The following is a 16,929-nucleotide window of genomic DNA, read 5'->3' as shown; positions in this document are numbered from 1 at the left end:
AGCCAAATTTATGCAATTCGTACTAGCCAAGATGTTCATCGCTTCATAATTTCTGCAACCATCCTCACGGTGGTCCGCGAAGCTGAGCCGCTATGCTGGAGGCTGCCATGACAAAAGCCGATATCTTGCAGGTTTTACGTGAACAGGAGGTGCGCTTTCTGCGCTTACAGTTCACCGACATCCTGGGGGTGAACAAGAACGTTGAACTCCCGGCTTCACAGTTTGAGAAGGCGCTGGACGGCGAGGTGATGTTCGACGGCTCGACCATCGAAGGCTTCACCCGCAGCGAAGAGGCGGACATGCTGCTCAAGCCCGACTACAGCACTTTTTTGGTCTTTCCCGAGGAGCTCGAGAGCACCCACCAGGGTCGGGTGGCACGGCTGATCTGCGACATCGCCTACCCCGACGGCAGGCCCTTCGAGGGTGATCCCCGCCAGGCCCTCAAGGCACAGCTCGAGCGCCTGCGCCAAATGGGCTTCGACGACCTCTACGCCGGTCCCGAGCCCGAGTTCTTCCTCTTCACCCGCACCCCTGAGGGCGACCCCAGCATCATCACCCACGACCGGGCGGGCTACTTCGACCTCGCTCCTTTGGACAAGGGGGAGGAGGCGCGGCGGGAGATGGTCAACGTGTTGGTGCAGATGGGTTTTGAGATCGAGGCCTCCCACCACGAAGTGGCCCCTGGTCAGCACGAGATCGACTTCAAGTATTCCGGCGCCCTGCGTACCGCCGACAACATCACCACCTTCAAATTCGTGGTCAAGAAAGTGGCCCTCAAGTACGGCCTCCACGCCACCTTCATGCCCAAGCCCATCGCCGGGATCAACGGTTCGGGGCTGCATATGCACCTGTCGTTGTTCAAAAACGGCGAGAACGCCTTCTACGATCCCAAGGGCGACAACAAACTCTCCAAGATCGCGCTGTACTTCATTCAAGGGCTGCTCGAGCACGCCGAGGGCATGGTGGCCATCACCAATCCCCTGGTCAACTCCTACAAGCGTCTCACCCCAGGCTACGAAGCCCCCACCTCCATCGCTTGGTCCGATTCCAACCGCTCGGCCATGATTCGCGTCCCCGCCCGCCGCGGGATCGGCACCCGTGCCGAGTTCCGCGCCCCCGACCCCTCGTGCAACCCCTATCTGGCCCTGGCGGTGATCCTGGCTGCCGGCCTCGACGGCATGCAAAAGCAGGAACTTCCACCGCCCCCCATCGAGCGCAACATCTACCAGCTCTCGGTGCGCGACCGGCGCAAGCACAAGGTGAGCGAGCTGCCCGGCACCCTACGCGAAGCCCTCGAGGCGCTGCAAAAGGACGAGGTCATCCGCGAGGCCCTGGGCGATCACCTCTACAAGCAGTTCCTGCGGGCTAAGCAAATCGAGTGGAACTCCTATCGCAGCTCGGTGCACCAGTGGGAGCTTGACCAGTACCTGGCCGAGTACTGAAGAGCGGTAGCTAAACACAAGGTGCAAGATGTAACCTGCATTGCAATCTCGTTGACAAAATCACGATGAGCCTGTGTAGAATGGCCTCGCCAGTAGTGTTCAACCAGTCGCCGCTATTGGCGTGGAATCAGGAGGATCGGATGAAGAGACTCGGCATCGTCGCTTTGGGCGTGGTTGCCCTCGGGCTGGCTTCGGCTCAGTCCAACGTGATCAAGATCGCCACGCAATCCCCGCTTTCGGGTGGCCAGGCCGCTCTGGGTGAACAGATCAAGCTGGGTGCGCAACTCGCTGTGGAGGAGGCGCAGGCCCGCTTTCAGAGGCTGGGATTCCGGCTCGAGCTCGCTCCCTATGACGACCAGGCCAACCCCGACACCGGCGTGGCCAACGCCAACCGCATCATCAACGATCCAGACATCCTGGGCGTGGTGGGTCACCTCAACTCGGGCGTGGCCATTCCCTCCTCGGAAGTATATGCCCGCGTCGGCCTGGTGATGGTCTCCCCGGCCAACACCAACCCCCGTGTGACCGACCGTGGCCTACCCAACGTCAACCGCATCTGCGGTCGCGACGACGTGCAGGGCCCCGCGGGCGCCGAGTTCGCCGTGAAGGACCTCAAGGCCAAGCGGATTTTCGTCATTCACGACAAGACCGCTTACGGCCAAGGTTTGGCCGAGAACTTCCGCAAGCGCGCCCAGGCCCTGGGGGCTGAAATCCCCAACAGCGCCTTCGTGGGCACCGAGGAAAAGAGCAACTTTGCTACCCTGATCACCCAAATCCAGGCTTTCCGCCCCGACCTGATCTACTTCGGCGGCATCTACGATCAGGTTGGCCCCTTCGCCAAGCAGCTTCGCGAGCGTGGCATTCGTGTGCCCATCATGGGTGGCGACGGGCTCGACGCCAGCGAGTACGAGCGCTTGGCAGGTGCCGATGCGGCCAAGGACACCTACTTCACCACCGTCGCCGGTCCCATCAGTCAGTTCCCCAAGGCCGCTAAGTTCGCCCAGGACTTCCGTGCCAAGTTCGGCAAGAACGCCGAGGGCTTCGGGGTCTACGCCTATGATTCGGCCAACGTGATCATCAGCGCCATCGAGACCGCCATCAAGCAGAGCGGTGGCAAGAAGCCCAGCCGTCAGCTGGTTGCTCAGCGGGTGCGTTTGGTCAAGCTCTCGGGCCTGACCGGCGAGATCGAGTTCAACTCCAAGGGGGACATCAAGGTGGCCGACTACTTCGTGATCCACCTTGACACCGGCAAGTACGCCGAGCAGAAGCTGCTGAAGAAGGTTTCGATCGCGGCTCCTCGGTAAACTTTCCAAAACTAAAGGGTGGCCTTCGGGCCACCCGCTTTTATTGAGGTGGTACAAAATGCATGTGGGTGGGCGTCGAGGGGTGCGCTGTACCCAAATCGTGCGGGATGGGGCTTAGACTCAACTTTAAGTTGAAACGCCTTTGTGGCTTAAAGGATTCAGAATTTTGCACTCTAAACCTTAGAACTCGGCTTTTGCTCTGCGCAGCCTGCGTTTAGACTTTGCCACGTCGCTCAAGGAGAGGGATAATCATGGAGCACCGGAACCTGGCATGTGGGGTAAGGACTTACCCTGCGCGTGTATATTCTTTAGGGAAGCTGACCCACACTTGACAGGTGCTGCGGTCTTTTGAAGGAGGCTCGTTTTGCTCGAAGGACTCTTAGCTCTGCTCCCCCAGGTGATCTTTGACGGATTGCTGCTGGGGTTTGTCTACGCCATGATCGCTCTGGGCTACACCATGGTTTACGGCGTGCTCGAGCTGATCAACTTCGCCCACTCGGAAATCTTCATGATCGGCGCGGTGGTGGGGGTGGAAGTTTTCCGCTACCTTGCCCCGGTGATCCCCAACGGTATCGTGGTCCTGCTGCTTGCGTTGATTCTGGGGGCCATCATCTCCGGCGTGACGGCGATGATCGTGGAGCGCTTGGCCTATCGCCCCCTGCGCGCCCGTGGGACCACCAACCGGCTGGTCCCGCTCATCACGGCCATCGGCGTTTCCTTTGTCCTTCAGGATCTGGTGCGTCTGGTGGAGGGCATCTGGCACAACGAGTTCAAGCTCCAGATGCGCCTGATCCCACCCCTCGACGGCAATTTCACCTTCCTGACCGTCTTCATCCAGTACAAGGCCCTCATCCTGATCCTGGTCTCGCTGCTGATGCTCGTGGGGCTGAATTACCTCGTCAGCCGCACCAAGCTGGGCACCGCCATCCGCGCCGTGGCCCAGGATATGAGCACCGCCCGCCTGATGGGCATCAACCCCGACGTGATCATCTCCCGCACCTTCCTGATTGGGGGGGCGCTGGGTGGGGTGGCTGGGGTGCTGTTCGCCGTGCAGTACAGCACCATCGACCCCTACGTGGGCTTCCTGCCGGGCCTCAAGGCCTTCACCGCCGCCGTACTCGGGGGGATCGGCAACATCACGGGGGCCATGGTTGGAGGGTTGGTGCTGGGGCAGATGGAGACCCTGGCGGGCACCTACCTGCCCACGCTCACCGGGGGTAACTTCGGTACCGAGTACAAGGACGTGATCGCCTTCCTGATCCTGATCCTGCTGTTGCTGTTCCGTCCGCAGGGTCTGCTGGGCCAGGTGGTCAAGGAGAAGGTATGAGCCGCCAAACAGCCAATTTCGTCGTGTTGGGGGTGGCGGGGCTCTCGCTGGCGCTGCTATGGCTGACTCCCGGGGCCCTGGCGGGTTTCCTGGGCCTCGTTGGGGTGGCGCTGACGGCCTACCTCAGGCCCGCCATGGCCGTGCGCGCGGGCTCGCTGGCCCTACTGGCTCTGGGCTTCACGCTGGCGCTGTCGCAGGTGCCCCGGGTGTCCATCTTGTTCTACGGCCTGGTGGCCGTGCTCGTCGCCCTCATCACCATCCCGGGAATACCGCGCTGGATCAAGGGCCTGCTCGGTGTGGCCGTGCTGCTGATCTCGGTGCCTATCGCCGGCTTCAACAACACTTTCTTCCTCGAGCTCGGTATCCAGATCGGGATCTACGCCGCTATGGCCCTGGGGCTCAACGTGGTGGTGGGCATGGCGGGACTGTTAGACCTGGGTTACGCGGCCTTCTTTGCCATTGGCGCTTATACCTGGGCCATCTTCGGCTCGCCGCAAGCTGCCAACTTCCTCTCGGGGCAGTTCCCGCTGAACGGCAACTTCTTCTACTTGTTCATGGCCTTCGCCATCATCACTACCGCCATCACCGGCGTGCTCATTGGCCTTCCTGCGCTGCGCTTGCGTGGGGACTACTTGGCTATCGTGACGCTGGGGTTGGGTGAGGTGGTGCGCGTGCTGGCGAACAACCTCGACCATCCGGTCAACTTCACCAACGGTCCCCAGGGCATCACCCCGGTCTCGCGCCCAGACATCGGCTGGTTCCACAGCCTGATGAGCGGCATCGGTATTGAGCTCGACGCCCGCACCGACTACCAGTTCTTCTTCTACTTGCTGGTGCTGGTGGTCATCGGTGTCGTGGTCCTCGTCAACATCAACCTGGGCAACTCCCGTTTTGGCCGGGCCTGGATCGCCATCCGCGAGGACGAAACCGCTGCTAAAGCCATGGGCATTCCCATGCTGGGCACCAAGTTGCTGGCTTTCGCTACCGGCGCAGCCTTCTCTGGGGCGATGGGCGTGATCTTCGCCGCCCAGCGTACCTTCGTGAGCCCTGAGTCCTTCACCCTGTTGGCCTCCATCACCATCCTGGGCATGGTGGTGCTGGGGGGTATGGGTTCGATTCCGGGGGTGATCCTCGGAGCGGCGGCCCTGACGGCCATCAACACCGACATCCTCAAGAGCTTTTCCGAGTACCTCAACAACCTTCGCCAGGCTGGGGTGCTCAACCTGCCCAGCCAGGTTGAGCCGGCCAAGTACGAGCGGTTGGTGTTCGGGGTGATCCTGGTGCTGATGATGATCTTCAGACCCCAAGGGCTCATCCCCGAGCGCCGCCACCAGCTCGAGATCGAAGAGGCCAAGGAGGCGCAACGATGACTACGGCGACGGCAACTGCCAGCGCCCTCGAGGTGCAATCCGTCTCCAAGAGCTTCGGCGGACTGAAGGCCGTCAACGCCGTGAGCCTCACCGTCAAGCCAGGGGAGATCTTCTCGGTGATCGGTCCCAACGGGGCGGGGAAGACCACCTTCTTCAACTTGCTCACCGGGATCTACGAGCCCGACGAAGGGAGCGTTCGCTTCTTCGGCAAGGACATTACCGGGATGTCGCCGGATAAGGTGGCGGCCCACGGGATTGGCCGCACCTTCCAGAACATCCGGCTCTTCGCCGCCATGACCGTGCTCGAGAACGTGCTCGTCGGGCACCACATCCACACCCACAGCAGCTACTTCGACGCCATGCTCCGCACCCCGCGCCACCTCGAGGCCGAGCGCAAAGCCAAGGAGCGGGCCATGGAGCTGCTCGACTACATGGGCCTGGCCCGCCGCGCGGGCGAGCTCGCCACCAGCCTGCCCTACGGCGAGCAGCGCCGCTTGGAGATCGCCCGCGCCTTGGCGTTGGAGCCCAAGCTGCTCTTCCTCGATGAGCCCGCCGCCGGGATGAACGAGCAGGAGACCAGCCGGCTGAAGGAGGATGTGCAGCGCTTGCGCAAGGAGCTGGGCCTGACCATCGTGCTCATCGAGCACGACATGAGCATGGTCATGAGCATTTCCGACCGCATCGCCGTGCTCGAGTACGGCTCCAAGATCGCCGAGGGCCTACCGGCCGAGATCCGCAGCAACCCCCGCGTGATCGAGGCCTACTTGGGTAAAGGGGCGGCGGAGCAAGCTGGAGGTCAGGCATGAGCTTGCTCGAGTTGAAGAACGTTCACACCTACTACGGGCACATTCACGCCCTCAAGGGCATTTCGCTCACGGTCAACGAGGGCGAGATCGTGACCCTGATTGGGGCTAACGGCGCGGGGAAGAGCACCACCCTGCGCACCATCAGCGGCATGGTCAAAGCCCGCAGCGGTGAGGTGCTTTACGAGGGTAAGCCCATCCAGCGCGTCCCTGCCGAGCAGATCGTAGCCATGGGAATCGGCCACGTCCCCGAGGGACGGCGCATCTTCCCCCGCCTGACGGTGGAGGAGAACCTCGAGATCGGGGCTTACTTGCTGAGCGACAGGAAGGTGGTCGAAGAGCGCAAGCAGATCGGCTTCCAGCTCTTCCCCCGCCTCTACGAGCGCCGAAGCCAGAAGGGCGGTACCCTCTCTGGGGGTGAGCAGCAGATGTTGGCAATTGCTCGAGCGCTCATGCAAGACCCCAAGCTGCTGCTGATGGACGAGCCCAGCATGGGCCTCGCCCCGGTGCTGGTGGACTTCATCTTCGAGACCATCCAGAGCCTCAATAAGTCCGGCAAGACCATCTTGCTCGTCGAGCAAAATGCCCGCATCGCCCTTCAGATCGCCCATCGCGGCTACGTATTGCAAACCGGCGAGCTGACCCTCAGCGGCTCTGCTTCCCAACTTGCGGCCACGCCCGAGGTACAGGCGGCTTACCTGGGCGGGCACTAGCGAAGTTGTTTGCGATTCGATGGCTGAAGGGCGGCCCAGCGGGCCGCCCTTCAACTCGAGGCCGAAGTATAGCTCCTGAGGGCCAACCGCCAGAAGAAGCGGGAGAAGGCGAAGAGACCCAACATCAGCCCCAGGGCCAAAAGCAGCGTCTTCAGGCTGGCCCGGCCCAAAGCAACTTCGGCGGGAACGGTGGTGAGGAAGGCTACCGGCACGACGAAGCTGAAAAACAGGCGGTATATGGCCGGGAAGGCCTGGATGGGATAGCGACCGGCCTCGAGCAGCGCGCGCAGCACCTCGGTGGTGTTGCTTACCTTAACGAACCAGATGCTGGTGGTGCCCAGGATGAACCACAGCGCGTAGAGCATGAAGCCCGCCACCCCCAAGAAGGCCAGCCCGGCGAGGTGCTCGAGCGGCCCAAAGCCCAGCCTGATCCCGGCGTAGAGCCACACCCCCAGCCCGAAGAGCACATCCGGCAGGCCCCAGGGGGAGAACATGCGGGTCGATAGCCAGAACTGGCTATCTAGGGGCTTGAGCAGCACGAAGTCCAGGGTGCCCTGCTGCACCTGCAGCACGATGCGGTTGAGGTTGGGTTGGAAGAGCGTTCCGGCTAGACCTTGCAAGACGGTGAAAGCCCCCAGCACCAGCAGGGCCTCCTCGAGCCGCCAGCCTCCGGGGCGATAGCCGCCTTGGTACAGCAGTGACAGGCCGAAGAGGCTCCCGATCAGCAACCCCATCGCCGAGAGCGTGGCCAGGAAGAAGTTGCTCCGGTATTCCATCTCGGCGGCGATAGCACTGCCCCAGAAGCGCCCGAGTACCCTCAGATACCGCATCGCCTGCAGTGTACTGCACTGGGGAACACGAAACGCAATACGCCTGGCGTACGCCAGACACAAAGGTAGCCCTTTATGCCATCAAGCCAGCATCAGCCTTCCTCTGGCTGCTGCCACCGCGATTTCCCGGCCCAGCGATTCGCGCAGGCTCTCATAGGTCTGCTCCCACTCCTCGTCGCTCATGTCCTGTGGTTGCAGGAAGTGAATCAGCCGCACGTAGGGGTGGGTGCCTGCAGCGAGGGCCTGCACGGTGGGGGTGACGCTGGGGTTGTGGGTAATGCTGCGCACCAGCTCCAGCACGTCCATCTGGAGCTGGGTCAGGGTGGGCATTTCCTCCGGCCCGTGGTGGACGATGGCACTCACCCGCTCGAGGATGCCCAGCGCCACCTCGCAGGTGGCAGCTTCCTCGAGCCGACGCTGATAGGCTTCGAGGGCCTCGAGGGCCTTGGGCAGGTTTTTCTCCAGGTCCTCGCGTCCCAGCAGGCGCTGGACCTTGCCCCACCAGGCCTCAAAGCTGCTGCTACCCTGGCGCAGCATCTCGAGCACCGAGACGTCCAGGGGCTTGCCCTGGGCGAGTTGCTCGGCCATTTCCCGCTGTACCCGGCCCATCTCGGCCATGTGGCGCTGAAGCCTCAGGCCTTCGTCCCTGAGGACGACGGCTTCGCGTAGCTGATCGCGCTGTTTGGTGACTACCGTGCTCTGCATCTTGCCCTCGAGCATAAACGCACCGCTCCACCCGAGAGGGCAATTTGCCCGTTAAGATCGTTACTCATACGCTCGTTGGGCGAGGTATATAGTTCGATCGATCAGCGTACCGCCAATTCCTCCACCCACACCAGCTCGCAAGCTCCGTTGCCGGTGTCGCTGCGGGTGAGCGAGGACTGCCAGTAAAAGCCGTCGGGTCCGCTGGCTCGAACCAAGTACCCGCGCAGACGCACGATGTTGCCGCTCTTGAGCTGCTTGAGGCGCTGCTCGAGGTCGGTGGTAGCGGGGATCATGTGCATGTTAGCGCTGCTGAGGGCGATTTCCTCGAGGGGTATGGGAGGGTTGGCGGTGTACCAGAAGTAAAAGCGGTTGGACTGGCTGATGGAAATCTTCTCCAGCACCCGGCTATCGGACATGCGACCCCAGCCTAGCGCGAGATCTAGCGGAGCCAGCTTAGCTCCTTGGTCGTAGCGGTAAAGCCGTTTGCTCAGCACCCGCGCCTCGAGGGCGAAGCGGGCCAGCGGCTGGATGTGGTATCCCCTATGCTCGAAGGCGGGAGGCAAGTCCTGGGCGCTCTGGAAGGGGGCTAGGGGACACAGAACCCCAGGAGGTCGGGCAATGGGCCGGGCCGTTGCGTTGCGAAAGTAGACGAACGCGCTGAGGGAAAGGAGGAGGAGCAGACTGAGTAGGCGCATCGGGTAGGATAGGGCTTCGGCGTAGCTCTCGGGTGTTTACTGCTGCGCCCAGTTTACAAAGGCATTGACCACGTCACTCTCGCCCAGCAGCCAAGGCTCTTGCACGGCGGCTTGCAAGAAGGCCTCGAGCACCTTACGTTCGGCCTTGCGCAGCAATTCCGCGACGCTCTGGCCCGCGTAGGGACCGGCCTTGAGCGGCTGGGAGAGACGGGGATCGAGGGCCGCCGCCCAAGCAGCGGCCTTGAGCTCGGCCTCGAGCTTTTGCAGCAGCAGCTTGTCGCCTTCCGGCCCCAGCAGTTCGGCTACATCGAGCAGGGGCACCCCATTCAAGCCACGCGGCTCCAACCCCAGCACGTAGAGCTGGCGGGCCAGACTGGCGGGCAGCACCTCTAGCGGCTGACGGACTACGGCTTCACCGTAGCGCACCTCGAGCGTGTAGCGTCCTTCGGCAGGCAGCTTGACCCCCGGAGCCAGCTCCACGAGCTCGGTGGTAAAAGCCCGGAAGGCGATCTTCTTGCTGGCTTGGATCAGCGCTGTGCCCCGAGCGTCGAGCAGGCGTACCGAGAGCGGTTGCTGGCTCAGGTAGGGGCTGCCCACCAGCCGAAGTTGGGGGAAAAGCACTTCCCCGGCGTGAAAGGGCCTGGCGTCGGGGCTGTCGGGACGCAGGAGCAGGGCCACGAGCTGCACCTCGAGCCTTCCTTTCTGGGCCAGAGCCCGGCGGGCTGACCCCGCCAGCGGGTGCTTGGGGTGGCTTTCCAGAAAAGCCCGGTAGTACCCCTGAGCCCGCTCGAGCAGGCCCACCCGCTCGGCCAGGAAGCCCATCCAGTAGCTCATGCGGGCGTCGCCGGAGTTCTGCAGGTCCTCGATGGCCAAGCGATAGAGCTCCTCCTCGTCGCTCTCGAGGGCGCGGGTATAGGCCTCCCTGGCGCCCACGAAGTCGCCATAGAGGGCGCGCACCAGACCCAGGTTGTACATGGCCGTGGGGTCGGCGCCCAGGCGCAGCGCTTGCAGGCTGGCCTGCAGCGAGCGGGCCTTATCTCCCTTGAGGTACTGCGCCCAGCCCAGATTCGTCCAGGCCGAGCGCTTTTGGGGTAAGAGCTCGAGGACCCTGGAAAAGGCCTGAGCGGCTTCGGCGGGCTTGTCCTCTTCCAGCGCGGCGAAGCCCCGCTGTTCCCAGCCGTAGGCGATCTCGGGGGCGTACTCGCTGAGCCCCCGCGCCACCGTCCGCCAGGAGGGGTCTTTGCCCGCCTTCAGCACCATCACGGCGGCGATGCGCTCGAGGGCGTTGCCCTGGGCCAGCTTGTGAGCCTGGTTGAGGGCCAGTGCGGTGCGGTTTTCTTGCAGGTCGGATATGGCCCTGTAGGCCGGCAGCGGTTTCCCTGCCGCGAGATCGCTCCAGAACTCGATGAGGGGCCGGGGTAGGGGCTCGAGGTTGCTTTTGAGCTCCCCGTTTTCGGTCAGGGCCAGTGCCGCCTCGTAGAGGGCCCTGGGCACGGGGAAGCGGCTTACCCCCTCGAGCTCCCCCTGCGCCAGCTTGGCCAGGTCTCGCTCCTGGCGCGGGTCGGGTTCGAAGGGGCCGGGTTTGAGGTCCAAGCGGCTGCCCAGCCAGCGCAGGGCCAGCAGGGGCTGGGTGAAGCGGGCGGTGAACACCTCCTTGGGTGTGGCGAGGAACAGCACCAGCTCCCCCCTTTCCCCGGTTTTGCCCAGCAATACCCAGTCGGCACGGGTGCTCTCGAGGGCCAGCCGGGCCCCGCCCGCCGTGTAAAGGCTGCCCGTTACCCGCTCGTAGCTGCCCTCCCAGGGCAAGTCGGGCAATAGCAGGGCCGCCAGTGAGGGCGCGGCTACCCCCAGGCTCTGGGCAAAAGCCTGGGCCGTAGCGTTGCCTCCGGGGCCTTCGAAGGGTAAGACCAGCCCTTTGGCCCAGCCCACAGTCCATAAGCAAAGGATCAGCAGCCATCCGGCTAACCGACGTAGCATGACCTCATGCTAACAGCCTGCTATTTCTCGGTACACTATCCGGAGTGGCCATAATCACCGCACGCAATCTGGTCAAGCGCTACCCCGTGGCCCTCAAAGAACCGGGGCTAAGGGGGACTCTAAAGCACTTCTTCCGCCGCAAGTACCGCCTGGTGGAAGCGGTCAAGGGGGTATCCTTTGGCCTCGAGCCCGGCGAGATCGTGGGCTTTTTGGGCCCCAACGGAGCGGGCAAGACCACCACCCTCAAGCTGCTCAGCGGCTTGATCCACCCCAGCGAGGGGGAGGTGCGGGTGGCGGGCTTCGAGCCTTTCCGGCGTGAGGCAGCTTTTCTGCGGCAAATTACCTTGGTGATGGGCAACAAGCAGCAGCTCATCTGGGATTTGCCTGCTTGGGACTCCTTCCGGGTCAACGGCGCGGTCTACGACATCCCCGACGCTGAGCTCAGGCGGCGGGTGGGGGAGCTGGCCGAGCTGCTGGATTTGCAGGGGAAGTTGACCCAGCCGGTGCGCAAGCTTTCGCTGGGCGAGCGCATGAAGGCCGAGCTACTGGCGGCTTTGCTGCACCGGCCCAGGGTGCTCTTCCTCGACGAGCCCACGCTGGGCCTCGACGTCAATGCCCAGACCTCGGTGCGCGAGTTCCTGCGCGAGTACAACCGCCGCTACCAGGCCACCATCCTGCTCACCAGCCACTACATGGCCGACATCACCGCGCTGTGCCCCAGGGTGATCATGATCCACCAGGGCCGCCTGATCTACGACGGGGGGCTGTCGGGGCTGCTCGAGCGCTTCGCTCCCTATCGCGAGGTGCTGCTCAAGCTCAACCGCCCCGTCTCCCAGGCCGAGCTCGAGCGCTACGGTGAGGTGCGCGAGCTGCAGGGCCTTCAGGCCAGGCTGCTGCTGCGGCGCGAGGAGTTGGTGGGCGCAGTGGGTCAGATGCTGCGCGAGCTAAGCGTGGAAGACCTCGAGGTGCGCGAGCCTCCGGTGGAGGAAGTGATCTCCCAGGTCTTCGCTCAGGGCGAGGTGGTTTGGGGAGTGAAGGATAAGATATAAACGATGAAGCGGGCAGAAGCCATCGAACGGCTCGAGCGGGAAAATTTCGATCTATTGATCATCGGCGGTGGAGCTACCGGCTGCGGGGTGGCGCTGGAAGCGGCCAGTCGCGGGCTCAGGGTGGCTTTGGTGGAGCGCTTCGACTTCTCCGAGGGCACTTCCAGCCGCAGCACCAAGCTCATTCATGGCGGGGTGCGCTACCTCGAGCTCGCCGTCAAGAACCTCGACCGGGTGCAACTCAACTTGGTGCGCGACGCGCTGCACGAGCGAGCTACGCTGCTGCGCATCGCCCCCCACCTCTCCCGCCCGCTGTGGCTGCTGACCCCGCTGTACAAAATCTGGGAGGTGCCCTACTACTGGTTCGGCCTCAAGCTCTACGACCTGCTGGCCGGGAAGGGCCGGCTCGCCACGTCGCGCTACCTCACCGCCCATCAGACGCTCGAGGCCTTTCCCAGGATACGCAGCAGTGGCCTGGTGGGCTCGGTGGCCTACCAGGATGGCCAGTTCGACGACGCCCGTTTCAACGTATCGCTGGCCCTGACCGCCGCCGAACAGGGCGCGGTGGTGCTCAATCAGGCTGAGGTGACCGCACTGCTCAAACAAGAGGGTAGGCTGTGCGGGGCAGTGGTGCGCGAGCGGCTCAGCGGGCGGGAGCTCGAGGTGAAAGCCCGCGTGGTGGTCAACGCCACCGGCCCCTTCGGCGACGCCATCCGCCGCCTCGACGACCCCGACGCCCCTCCCCTCCTGAAGGTCTCCTCGGGAGTCCATATCGTCCTGGACGGGAAGTACAGCCCGCCTCAGACCGGCCTCCTGATCCCCAAAACCGAGGACGGACGGGTGGTGTTCGTGCTGCCGTGGCTGGGGCACACCCTGGTGGGCACCACCGACGACCCCGCCCAGCCCAGCGACCACCCCGGCGTGAGCGAGGGCGAGATCGCCTACATCCTGCGCCAGGTGGAGCCCTACCTGGGGCGCATAGGCCGCGAGGAGGTGCGCGCCGCGTGGTCGGGGCTGCGTCCTTTGGTCTCCCGCCCTGAGGCCGACACCGCCCGGCTGGCCCGCGACCACCTCATCCAGCAGAGCCCTTCTGGCTTGCTGACCCTCACCGGGGGCAAGTGGACCACCTACCGCAAGATGGCCCTTGACCTGGTGGCCTACGCCGCCCGCCTCTGGGGTCTCGAGCTGCGCCCCAGTCAGACCGACCGCCTGCCGTTGGTGGGAGCCGAGGGCCTGGACCTGTATGGTGGGGTTTTGCTGCTGGAGCGCAACTACGGCCTCGACCGCGCTACTGCCGCCCACCTGCACCGCACCTATGGCTCACGGGCCGCGCGGGTGCTCGAGCTGGCCGAAGGCTGCCCCACACCGCTGGTCGAGGGCTATCCCTACCTCGAGGCCGAGGTGCGCTACGCCGTGCGCCACGAGATGGCCCTGACCCCCATGGACTTTTTGGCCCGTCGCACCCGACTGGCCTTCCTCGACCAGCAGGCCGCCCAAAAAGCCCTTCCCCGCGTGAGCGAGCTGATGGCGCGGGAACTCGGCTGGAGCGACGAGGTCTCGAAACAGCAGCAAGCGCAGGCCCTGAAGCTGCTTACCAGCGCGATTTGATGGCCGCCGTGATGATCACCGCCCAGCGGGCGTTGTTGGGGTAAGCTCCGGCGACCTGAAGCCCGATGTAGCTCGAGAGCACCTGTGCGAGCAGCACCAGCGGAACCCCCAGCCGGAACATCAGATAGCCGGGGCTGCTGACGAGCTGGCGGTAGTTTTGGTCGAGGGTGATGAGCGAGGCCTTTTGGTCGGGGTCGAGCGGCCAGGCAACGGGCACGGGGAAAAGCCAGGCCCACGCCAGCAAGAATAGCGCGAAGACCAGCAGCGCCCGGCTACTGTGGGCAAAGACCGCGAAGGGTTTGTTGTCGAACCCCGCGACGAACATGAACACGAGGGGTACCCAGGCGAAGGTGGTTACGCGGGATAAAAACTCACCGAAGATCTGGCGGTAGCGCTCTAACTGGCCATGCGGCAGAGCCAGGTAGAACCCGCGCGCCATCAGCCCGAAAGCGATGGCCTCGAGCACGCACGCTCCGAGCACTACCAGCCAGGGTATGCCGGGACGGGCCAGAGCCTTGGCGTAGTAGCTGCGAACCATTTGCTGCATGGGCCTAATGATATTTGGCCGGGCCGTGGAGGGGGCTTGGCTTAGGATTGAGGCGATGGGACGCAAGCTCAAGACCCTGTTGCAAGCCCAGATCGCGCTGATGCTCGAGTACCGCGCGGAGGTGTTCTTATGGGCCCTTGCGACGGCCCTGCCCCTGATCTTGATGGGGGTGTGGACCCAGGCCGCCGAGGGCGGCTCCTTCGCGCTCAGCTCGCAGGAGTTCGCCCGCTACTTCCTGTGCGTGTTCATCGTGCGACAGCTCAGCGTGGTGTGGGTGATCTGGGAGTTCGAGCAGGACGTGGTGCAGGGGCGGCTTTCCTTCAAGCTGCTGCGGCCCATCGATCCCTACTGGGAACACCTGATGGCCCACCTGGCCGAGCGCATCACCCGCTTCCCCTTTGCGCTCGTGTTGGTGGGGCTTTTCCTGCTGACCTACCCCCCGGCCCGCTTTGTGCCGGAGTGGGGCGACCTGCTGCTGGGCATCCTGACGGGGCTGGCGGCTTTCCTGCTGCGCTTTTTGATGCAGTACACCTTTGCGCTGCTGTCCTTCTGGATCGAGCGGGCGGCGGCCATCGAGGAGGGCTGGTTCATCCTCTACCTCTTCCTCTCCGGCCTCATCGCTCCACTCGACGTCTTTCCCGAAGCGGTGCGGCAGGCCGCTTCGCTCACTCCCTTCCCCTACCTGGTCTATTTTCCGGCCTCGATCCTGGCGGGCATCCCGGTTAACCTGGCCCAGGGCTTTGCGGTGCTGGCTGTCTGGAGCGCGATTTTCCTGCTTCTCAACCGCTGGCTGTGGCGCAAAGGGCTCAGGCAGTTCTCGGGCATGGGGGCCTAGAGGCGGTAAATTGCCTCTCGTGGACATCGAGAAATTGCGCTACGAGTACACCAAGGGCAGCCTCGAGATCTCCGACCTTTCCCCCGACCCCTTCACCCAGTTTTCGCGCTGGCTCGAGGCCGCCCTCGACGCCCATCTCCAGGAGCCGCATGGCATGACCCTCTCCACGGTTGGCCTCGACGGAAGGCCCAGCAGCCGGGTGGTGCTGCTGCGCGGTTATTCCCCGGCGGGCTTCGTGTTCTACACCAACTACCGCAGCCGCAAGGGACGCGAGCTCGAGCACAACCCCTATGCCGCGTTGGGCTTCTGGTGGCCTGAACTCGAGCGCCAGATCCGCATCGAAGGTCGGGTACAGCGGCTGGAGCCTGAGCTCTCCGACGCCTATTTCGCCAGCCGTCCCTACGAGAGCCAGGCCGGTTCGGCCTGCAGCCCACAGAGCGAGCCCATTCCCTCACGCGAGTGGCTGCTGGAGCGCATTGCCGCCCTCAAGCGCCAGTATCCCGAGCGCATCCCCCGCCCCGAGCACTGGGGGGGATATCGCCTCGAGCCCGACTACTTCGAGTTCTGGCAGGGCCGCACCAACCGCTTGCACGACCGCTTCGCCTACCGCTTACAGCCCGATCAAAGCTGGCGGATCGAGCGGCTGGCACCGTGAGTATAGTTTGCCCTTGCTACTCCAGCAGCCCTGGGATGGGCTCGACTTCGATCCGGGTCGCGCTGGCCCTGACGTAGGGGGCCTGCAGGGGGATGAGGTGGCGCTTGCTTCCTATCCGCACCACCAGCACGTCCTGAGCGCCCGCGTCGTCCACGTCGATGACCTCTCCAACCGGCTCGCCGTTCACCAGCACCGGCAGCCCCACGAGCTGGAAGTAGTAGAACCGGCCTTCCTCGAGCTCGGGTAACTCCTCCGGGTCGGCCAGGACTGCCCGCCCGGACAGCGCACGGGCAGCTTCCACCGTGCCGACTCCCACCAGCTCGAGCACGATCTCCTCGCCCAGGTAGTAGGCTTCCTCGATGGCCCGGTAGCCCAGCCCCTCGATGTAGACGCGCTCGAGCTCGGCCACCACCGGCTCGCCATGAAACTTGATCGCCCCGCCCAGCCCATAGGGCGAGCCGAGCCGACCGACTTCCACGCGCTTCATGCCTGGCCTAGCGCACCTCGACCGAAACGCGCCCCTTGGCGTACGAGCGCACGATGATGCGGATGCTCTCGATCACCCGCCCCTGACGCCCGATCAGGCGGCCCTTGTCCGCGGGAGCGGTTTCCACGTAGTACACCGGCCCCTCGCGCCCGCGCCGCTCTTCCACGCGCACCGCCTGGGGTTGGTCCACTACGGCCTTGGCCAGGTATTCCACGAGGTCTTTCATGGGAAAGAGCTTATAGCAAATAGCCGATCGCTAATAGCCATCTCGGGCCATCAGCCATCGGCTATGGGCTAGCGACGCGCTTACAGCACCCCGGCCTGCTTGAACAGCTTGCGCACGGTCTCGGTGGGCTGGGCCCCTACGCCGAGCCAGTACTTCGCACGCTCGCCGTCGACCTTGAGCCAGTCGGGGGTGGTCTTGCGGGGGTCGTAGTAGCCCAGGCGCTCGAGGTAGGCGCCGTCGCGCTTGTTGCGGCTGTCGGTCACGACGATGCGGTAGTGGGGGTTCTTCTTCGAGCCGAAACGGGAAAGGCGGATCTTGGTCATCGCGTCACTCCTTCAAAACTGAGATATTCACTGCCC

General features: G+C 64.1%; 18 protein-coding genes. 10 read left to right on the top strand and 8 right to left on the bottom strand.

The genetic code is table 11. From position 1 onward, the window contains the following. Positions 1–107 precede the first annotated feature (107 nt). The 6 genes from glnA to B047_RS0112525 all read left to right on the top strand — a co-directional run bounded on the left by glnA (position 108) and on the right by B047_RS0112525 (position 6,959). Complete coding sequence (gene glnA / locus B047_RS0112550; RefSeq protein WP_040779852.1) at positions 108–1,442, top strand: type I glutamate--ammonia ligase; 1,335 nt, start codon at positions 108–110, stop codon at positions 1,440–1,442. Between the two features lie 140 nt (positions 1,443–1,582). Continuing rightward, positions 1,583–2,746 (top strand): branched-chain amino acid ABC transporter substrate-binding protein, encoded by a 1,164-nt coding sequence (locus B047_RS0112545; RefSeq protein ID WP_018467317.1) that lies wholly within the window; start codon positions 1,583–1,585, stop codon positions 2,744–2,746. 364 nt (positions 2,747–3,110) lie between these two features. Continuing rightward, positions 3,111–4,073 carry a branched-chain amino acid ABC transporter permease gene (locus B047_RS0112540; protein WP_018467316.1) on the top strand — a complete coding sequence of 321 codons (963 nt, stop codon included), beginning with the start codon at positions 3,111–3,113 and terminating at the stop codon, positions 4,071–4,073. After that, entirely contained in the window at positions 4,070–5,443 is a 1,374-nt protein-coding gene (locus B047_RS0112535; RefSeq protein ID WP_018467315.1) for a branched-chain amino acid ABC transporter permease, read from the top strand. Before B047_RS0112540 ends, B047_RS0112535 begins: the two co-directional genes overlap by 4 nt. Continuing rightward, positions 5,440–6,249, top strand: a complete 810-nt coding sequence (locus B047_RS0112530) for an ABC transporter ATP-binding protein (RefSeq protein WP_018467314.1) — start codon at positions 5,440–5,442, stop codon at positions 6,247–6,249. The genes B047_RS0112535 and B047_RS0112530 overlap by 4 nt, the downstream gene beginning before the upstream one ends. Further along, entirely contained in the window at positions 6,246–6,959 is a 714-nt protein-coding gene (locus tag B047_RS0112525; protein ID WP_018467313.1) for an ABC transporter ATP-binding protein, read from the top strand. Before B047_RS0112530 ends, B047_RS0112525 begins: the two co-directional genes overlap by 4 nt. 50 nt (positions 6,960–7,009) lie before the next feature. Here B047_RS0112525 and B047_RS0112520 read toward each other — a convergent pair whose 3' ends face one another. From B047_RS0112520 to B047_RS0112505, 4 genes are all read right to left on the bottom strand, one after another. After that, entirely contained in the window at positions 7,010–7,789 is a 780-nt protein-coding gene (locus tag B047_RS0112520) for an ABC transporter permease (protein WP_018467312.1), read from the bottom strand. A gap of 81 nt (positions 7,790–7,870) precedes the next feature. After that, the gene (locus B047_RS0112515; protein WP_018467311.1) at positions 7,871–8,509 is read right to left on the bottom strand and encodes a hypothetical protein; all 639 of its coding nucleotides are present in this window, start codon (positions 8,507–8,509) and stop codon (positions 7,871–7,873) included. An 86-nt stretch (positions 8,510–8,595) separates the two neighbouring features. Then, entirely contained in the window at positions 8,596–9,189 is a 594-nt protein-coding gene (locus B047_RS0112510) for a hypothetical protein (RefSeq protein WP_018467310.1), read from the bottom strand. Between the two features lie 36 nt (positions 9,190–9,225). Beyond that, the gene (locus B047_RS0112505; protein WP_026234858.1) at positions 9,226–11,166 is read right to left on the bottom strand and encodes a tetratricopeptide repeat protein; all 1,941 of its coding nucleotides are present in this window, start codon (positions 11,164–11,166) and stop codon (positions 9,226–9,228) included. 44 nt (positions 11,167–11,210) lie between these two features. Between B047_RS0112505 and B047_RS0112500 the strand changes: the two genes are divergently transcribed. Together B047_RS0112500 and B047_RS0112495 are read left to right on the top strand one after the other, a co-directional pair. Further along, the gene (locus B047_RS0112500; protein ID WP_018467308.1) at positions 11,211–12,215 is read left to right on the top strand and encodes an ABC transporter ATP-binding protein; all 1,005 of its coding nucleotides are present in this window, start codon (positions 11,211–11,213) and stop codon (positions 12,213–12,215) included. Between the two features lie 3 nt (positions 12,216–12,218). Beyond that, positions 12,219–13,820, top strand: a complete 1,602-nt coding sequence (locus tag B047_RS0112495) for an FAD-dependent oxidoreductase (protein WP_018467307.1) — start codon at positions 12,219–12,221, stop codon at positions 13,818–13,820. Here B047_RS0112495 and B047_RS0112490 read toward each other — a convergent pair. Beyond that, on the bottom strand, positions 13,804–14,367 hold the full coding sequence (locus B047_RS0112490; protein ID WP_018467306.1) for a hypothetical protein: 564 nt from the start codon (positions 14,365–14,367) through the stop codon (positions 13,804–13,806). The two genes, B047_RS0112495 and B047_RS0112490, sit on opposite strands and share 17 nt — an antisense overlap. Before the next feature lie 55 nt (positions 14,368–14,422). Between B047_RS0112490 and B047_RS0112485 the strand changes: the two genes are divergently transcribed. Both B047_RS0112485 and pdxH read left to right on the top strand, forming a co-directional pair. Beyond that, positions 14,423–15,202, top strand: a complete 780-nt coding sequence (locus tag B047_RS0112485; RefSeq protein ID WP_018467305.1) for an ABC transporter permease — start codon at positions 14,423–14,425, stop codon at positions 15,200–15,202. Positions 15,203–15,221: 19 nt separating this feature from the next. Beyond that, positions 15,222–15,857 (top strand): pyridoxamine 5'-phosphate oxidase, encoded by a 636-nt coding sequence (pdxH, locus tag B047_RS0112480; RefSeq protein WP_018467304.1) that lies wholly within the window; start codon positions 15,222–15,224, stop codon positions 15,855–15,857. A 16-nt stretch (positions 15,858–15,873) separates the two neighbouring features. On the opposite strand, the gene rimM is transcribed toward pdxH, so the two are convergent. The 3 genes from rimM to rpsP form a co-directional block, all read right to left on the bottom strand. Further along, a complete protein-coding gene (gene rimM / locus B047_RS0112475; protein WP_018467303.1) occupies positions 15,874–16,344 on the bottom strand; it encodes a ribosome maturation factor RimM in 471 nt (156 codons plus the stop codon). Positions 16,345–16,351: 7 nt separating this feature from the next. Beyond that, on the bottom strand, positions 16,352–16,570 hold the full coding sequence (locus tag B047_RS0112470) for a KH domain-containing protein (RefSeq protein ID WP_018467302.1): 219 nt from the start codon (positions 16,568–16,570) through the stop codon (positions 16,352–16,354). 80 nt (positions 16,571–16,650) lie between these two features. Further along, the gene (gene rpsP / locus B047_RS0112465) at positions 16,651–16,893 is read right to left on the bottom strand and encodes a 30S ribosomal protein S16 (protein WP_018467301.1); all 243 of its coding nucleotides are present in this window, start codon (positions 16,891–16,893) and stop codon (positions 16,651–16,653) included. Positions 16,894–16,929: the final 36 nt, after the last annotated feature.

It is taken from the genome of Calidithermus timidus DSM 17022, from assembly GCF_000373205.1.
Classification (GTDB): domain Bacteria; phylum Deinococcota; class Deinococci; order Deinococcales; family Thermaceae; genus Calidithermus; species Calidithermus timidus.
The sequence above is the reverse complement of the archived record's forward strand: the minus strand, read 5'-3'. Positions and strand labels throughout refer to the sequence as shown.

Coding starts and splice junctions, on each gene's coding strand:
- glnA (WP_040779852.1), top strand. CDS start 108: ATGACAAAAGCCGATATCTTGCAGGTTTTACGTGAACAGGAGGTGCGC.
- B047_RS0112545 (WP_018467317.1), top strand. CDS start 1,583: ATGAAGAGACTCGGCATCGTCGCTTTGGGCGTGGTTGCCCTCGGGCTG.
- B047_RS0112535 (WP_018467315.1), top strand. CDS start 4,070: ATGAGCCGCCAAACAGCCAATTTCGTCGTGTTGGGGGTGGCGGGGCTC.
- B047_RS0112530 (WP_018467314.1), top strand. CDS start 5,440: ATGACTACGGCGACGGCAACTGCCAGCGCCCTCGAGGTGCAATCCGTC.
- B047_RS0112525 (WP_018467313.1), top strand. CDS start 6,246: ATGAGCTTGCTCGAGTTGAAGAACGTTCACACCTACTACGGGCACATT.
- B047_RS0112520 (WP_018467312.1), bottom strand. CDS start 7,789: ATGCGGTATCTGAGGGTACTCGGGCGCTTCTGGGGCAGTGCTATCGCC.
- B047_RS0112515 (WP_018467311.1), bottom strand. CDS start 8,509: ATGCTCGAGGGCAAGATGCAGAGCACGGTAGTCACCAAACAGCGCGAT.
- B047_RS0112510 (WP_018467310.1), bottom strand. CDS start 9,189: ATGCGCCTACTCAGTCTGCTCCTCCTCCTTTCCCTCAGCGCGTTCGTC.
- B047_RS0112505 (WP_026234858.1), bottom strand. CDS start 11,166: ATGCTACGTCGGTTAGCCGGATGGCTGCTGATCCTTTGCTTATGGACT.
- B047_RS0112495 (WP_018467307.1), top strand. CDS start 12,219: ATGAAGCGGGCAGAAGCCATCGAACGGCTCGAGCGGGAAAATTTCGAT.
- B047_RS0112490 (WP_018467306.1), bottom strand. CDS start 14,367: ATGCAGCAAATGGTTCGCAGCTACTACGCCAAGGCTCTGGCCCGTCCC.
- B047_RS0112485 (WP_018467305.1), top strand. CDS start 14,423: ATGGGACGCAAGCTCAAGACCCTGTTGCAAGCCCAGATCGCGCTGATG.
- rimM (WP_018467303.1), bottom strand. CDS start 16,344: ATGAAGCGCGTGGAAGTCGGTCGGCTCGGCTCGCCCTATGGGCTGGGC.
- B047_RS0112470 (WP_018467302.1), bottom strand. CDS start 16,570: ATGAAAGACCTCGTGGAATACCTGGCCAAGGCCGTAGTGGACCAACCC.
- rpsP (WP_018467301.1), bottom strand. CDS start 16,893: ATGACCAAGATCCGCCTTTCCCGTTTCGGCTCGAAGAAGAACCCCCAC.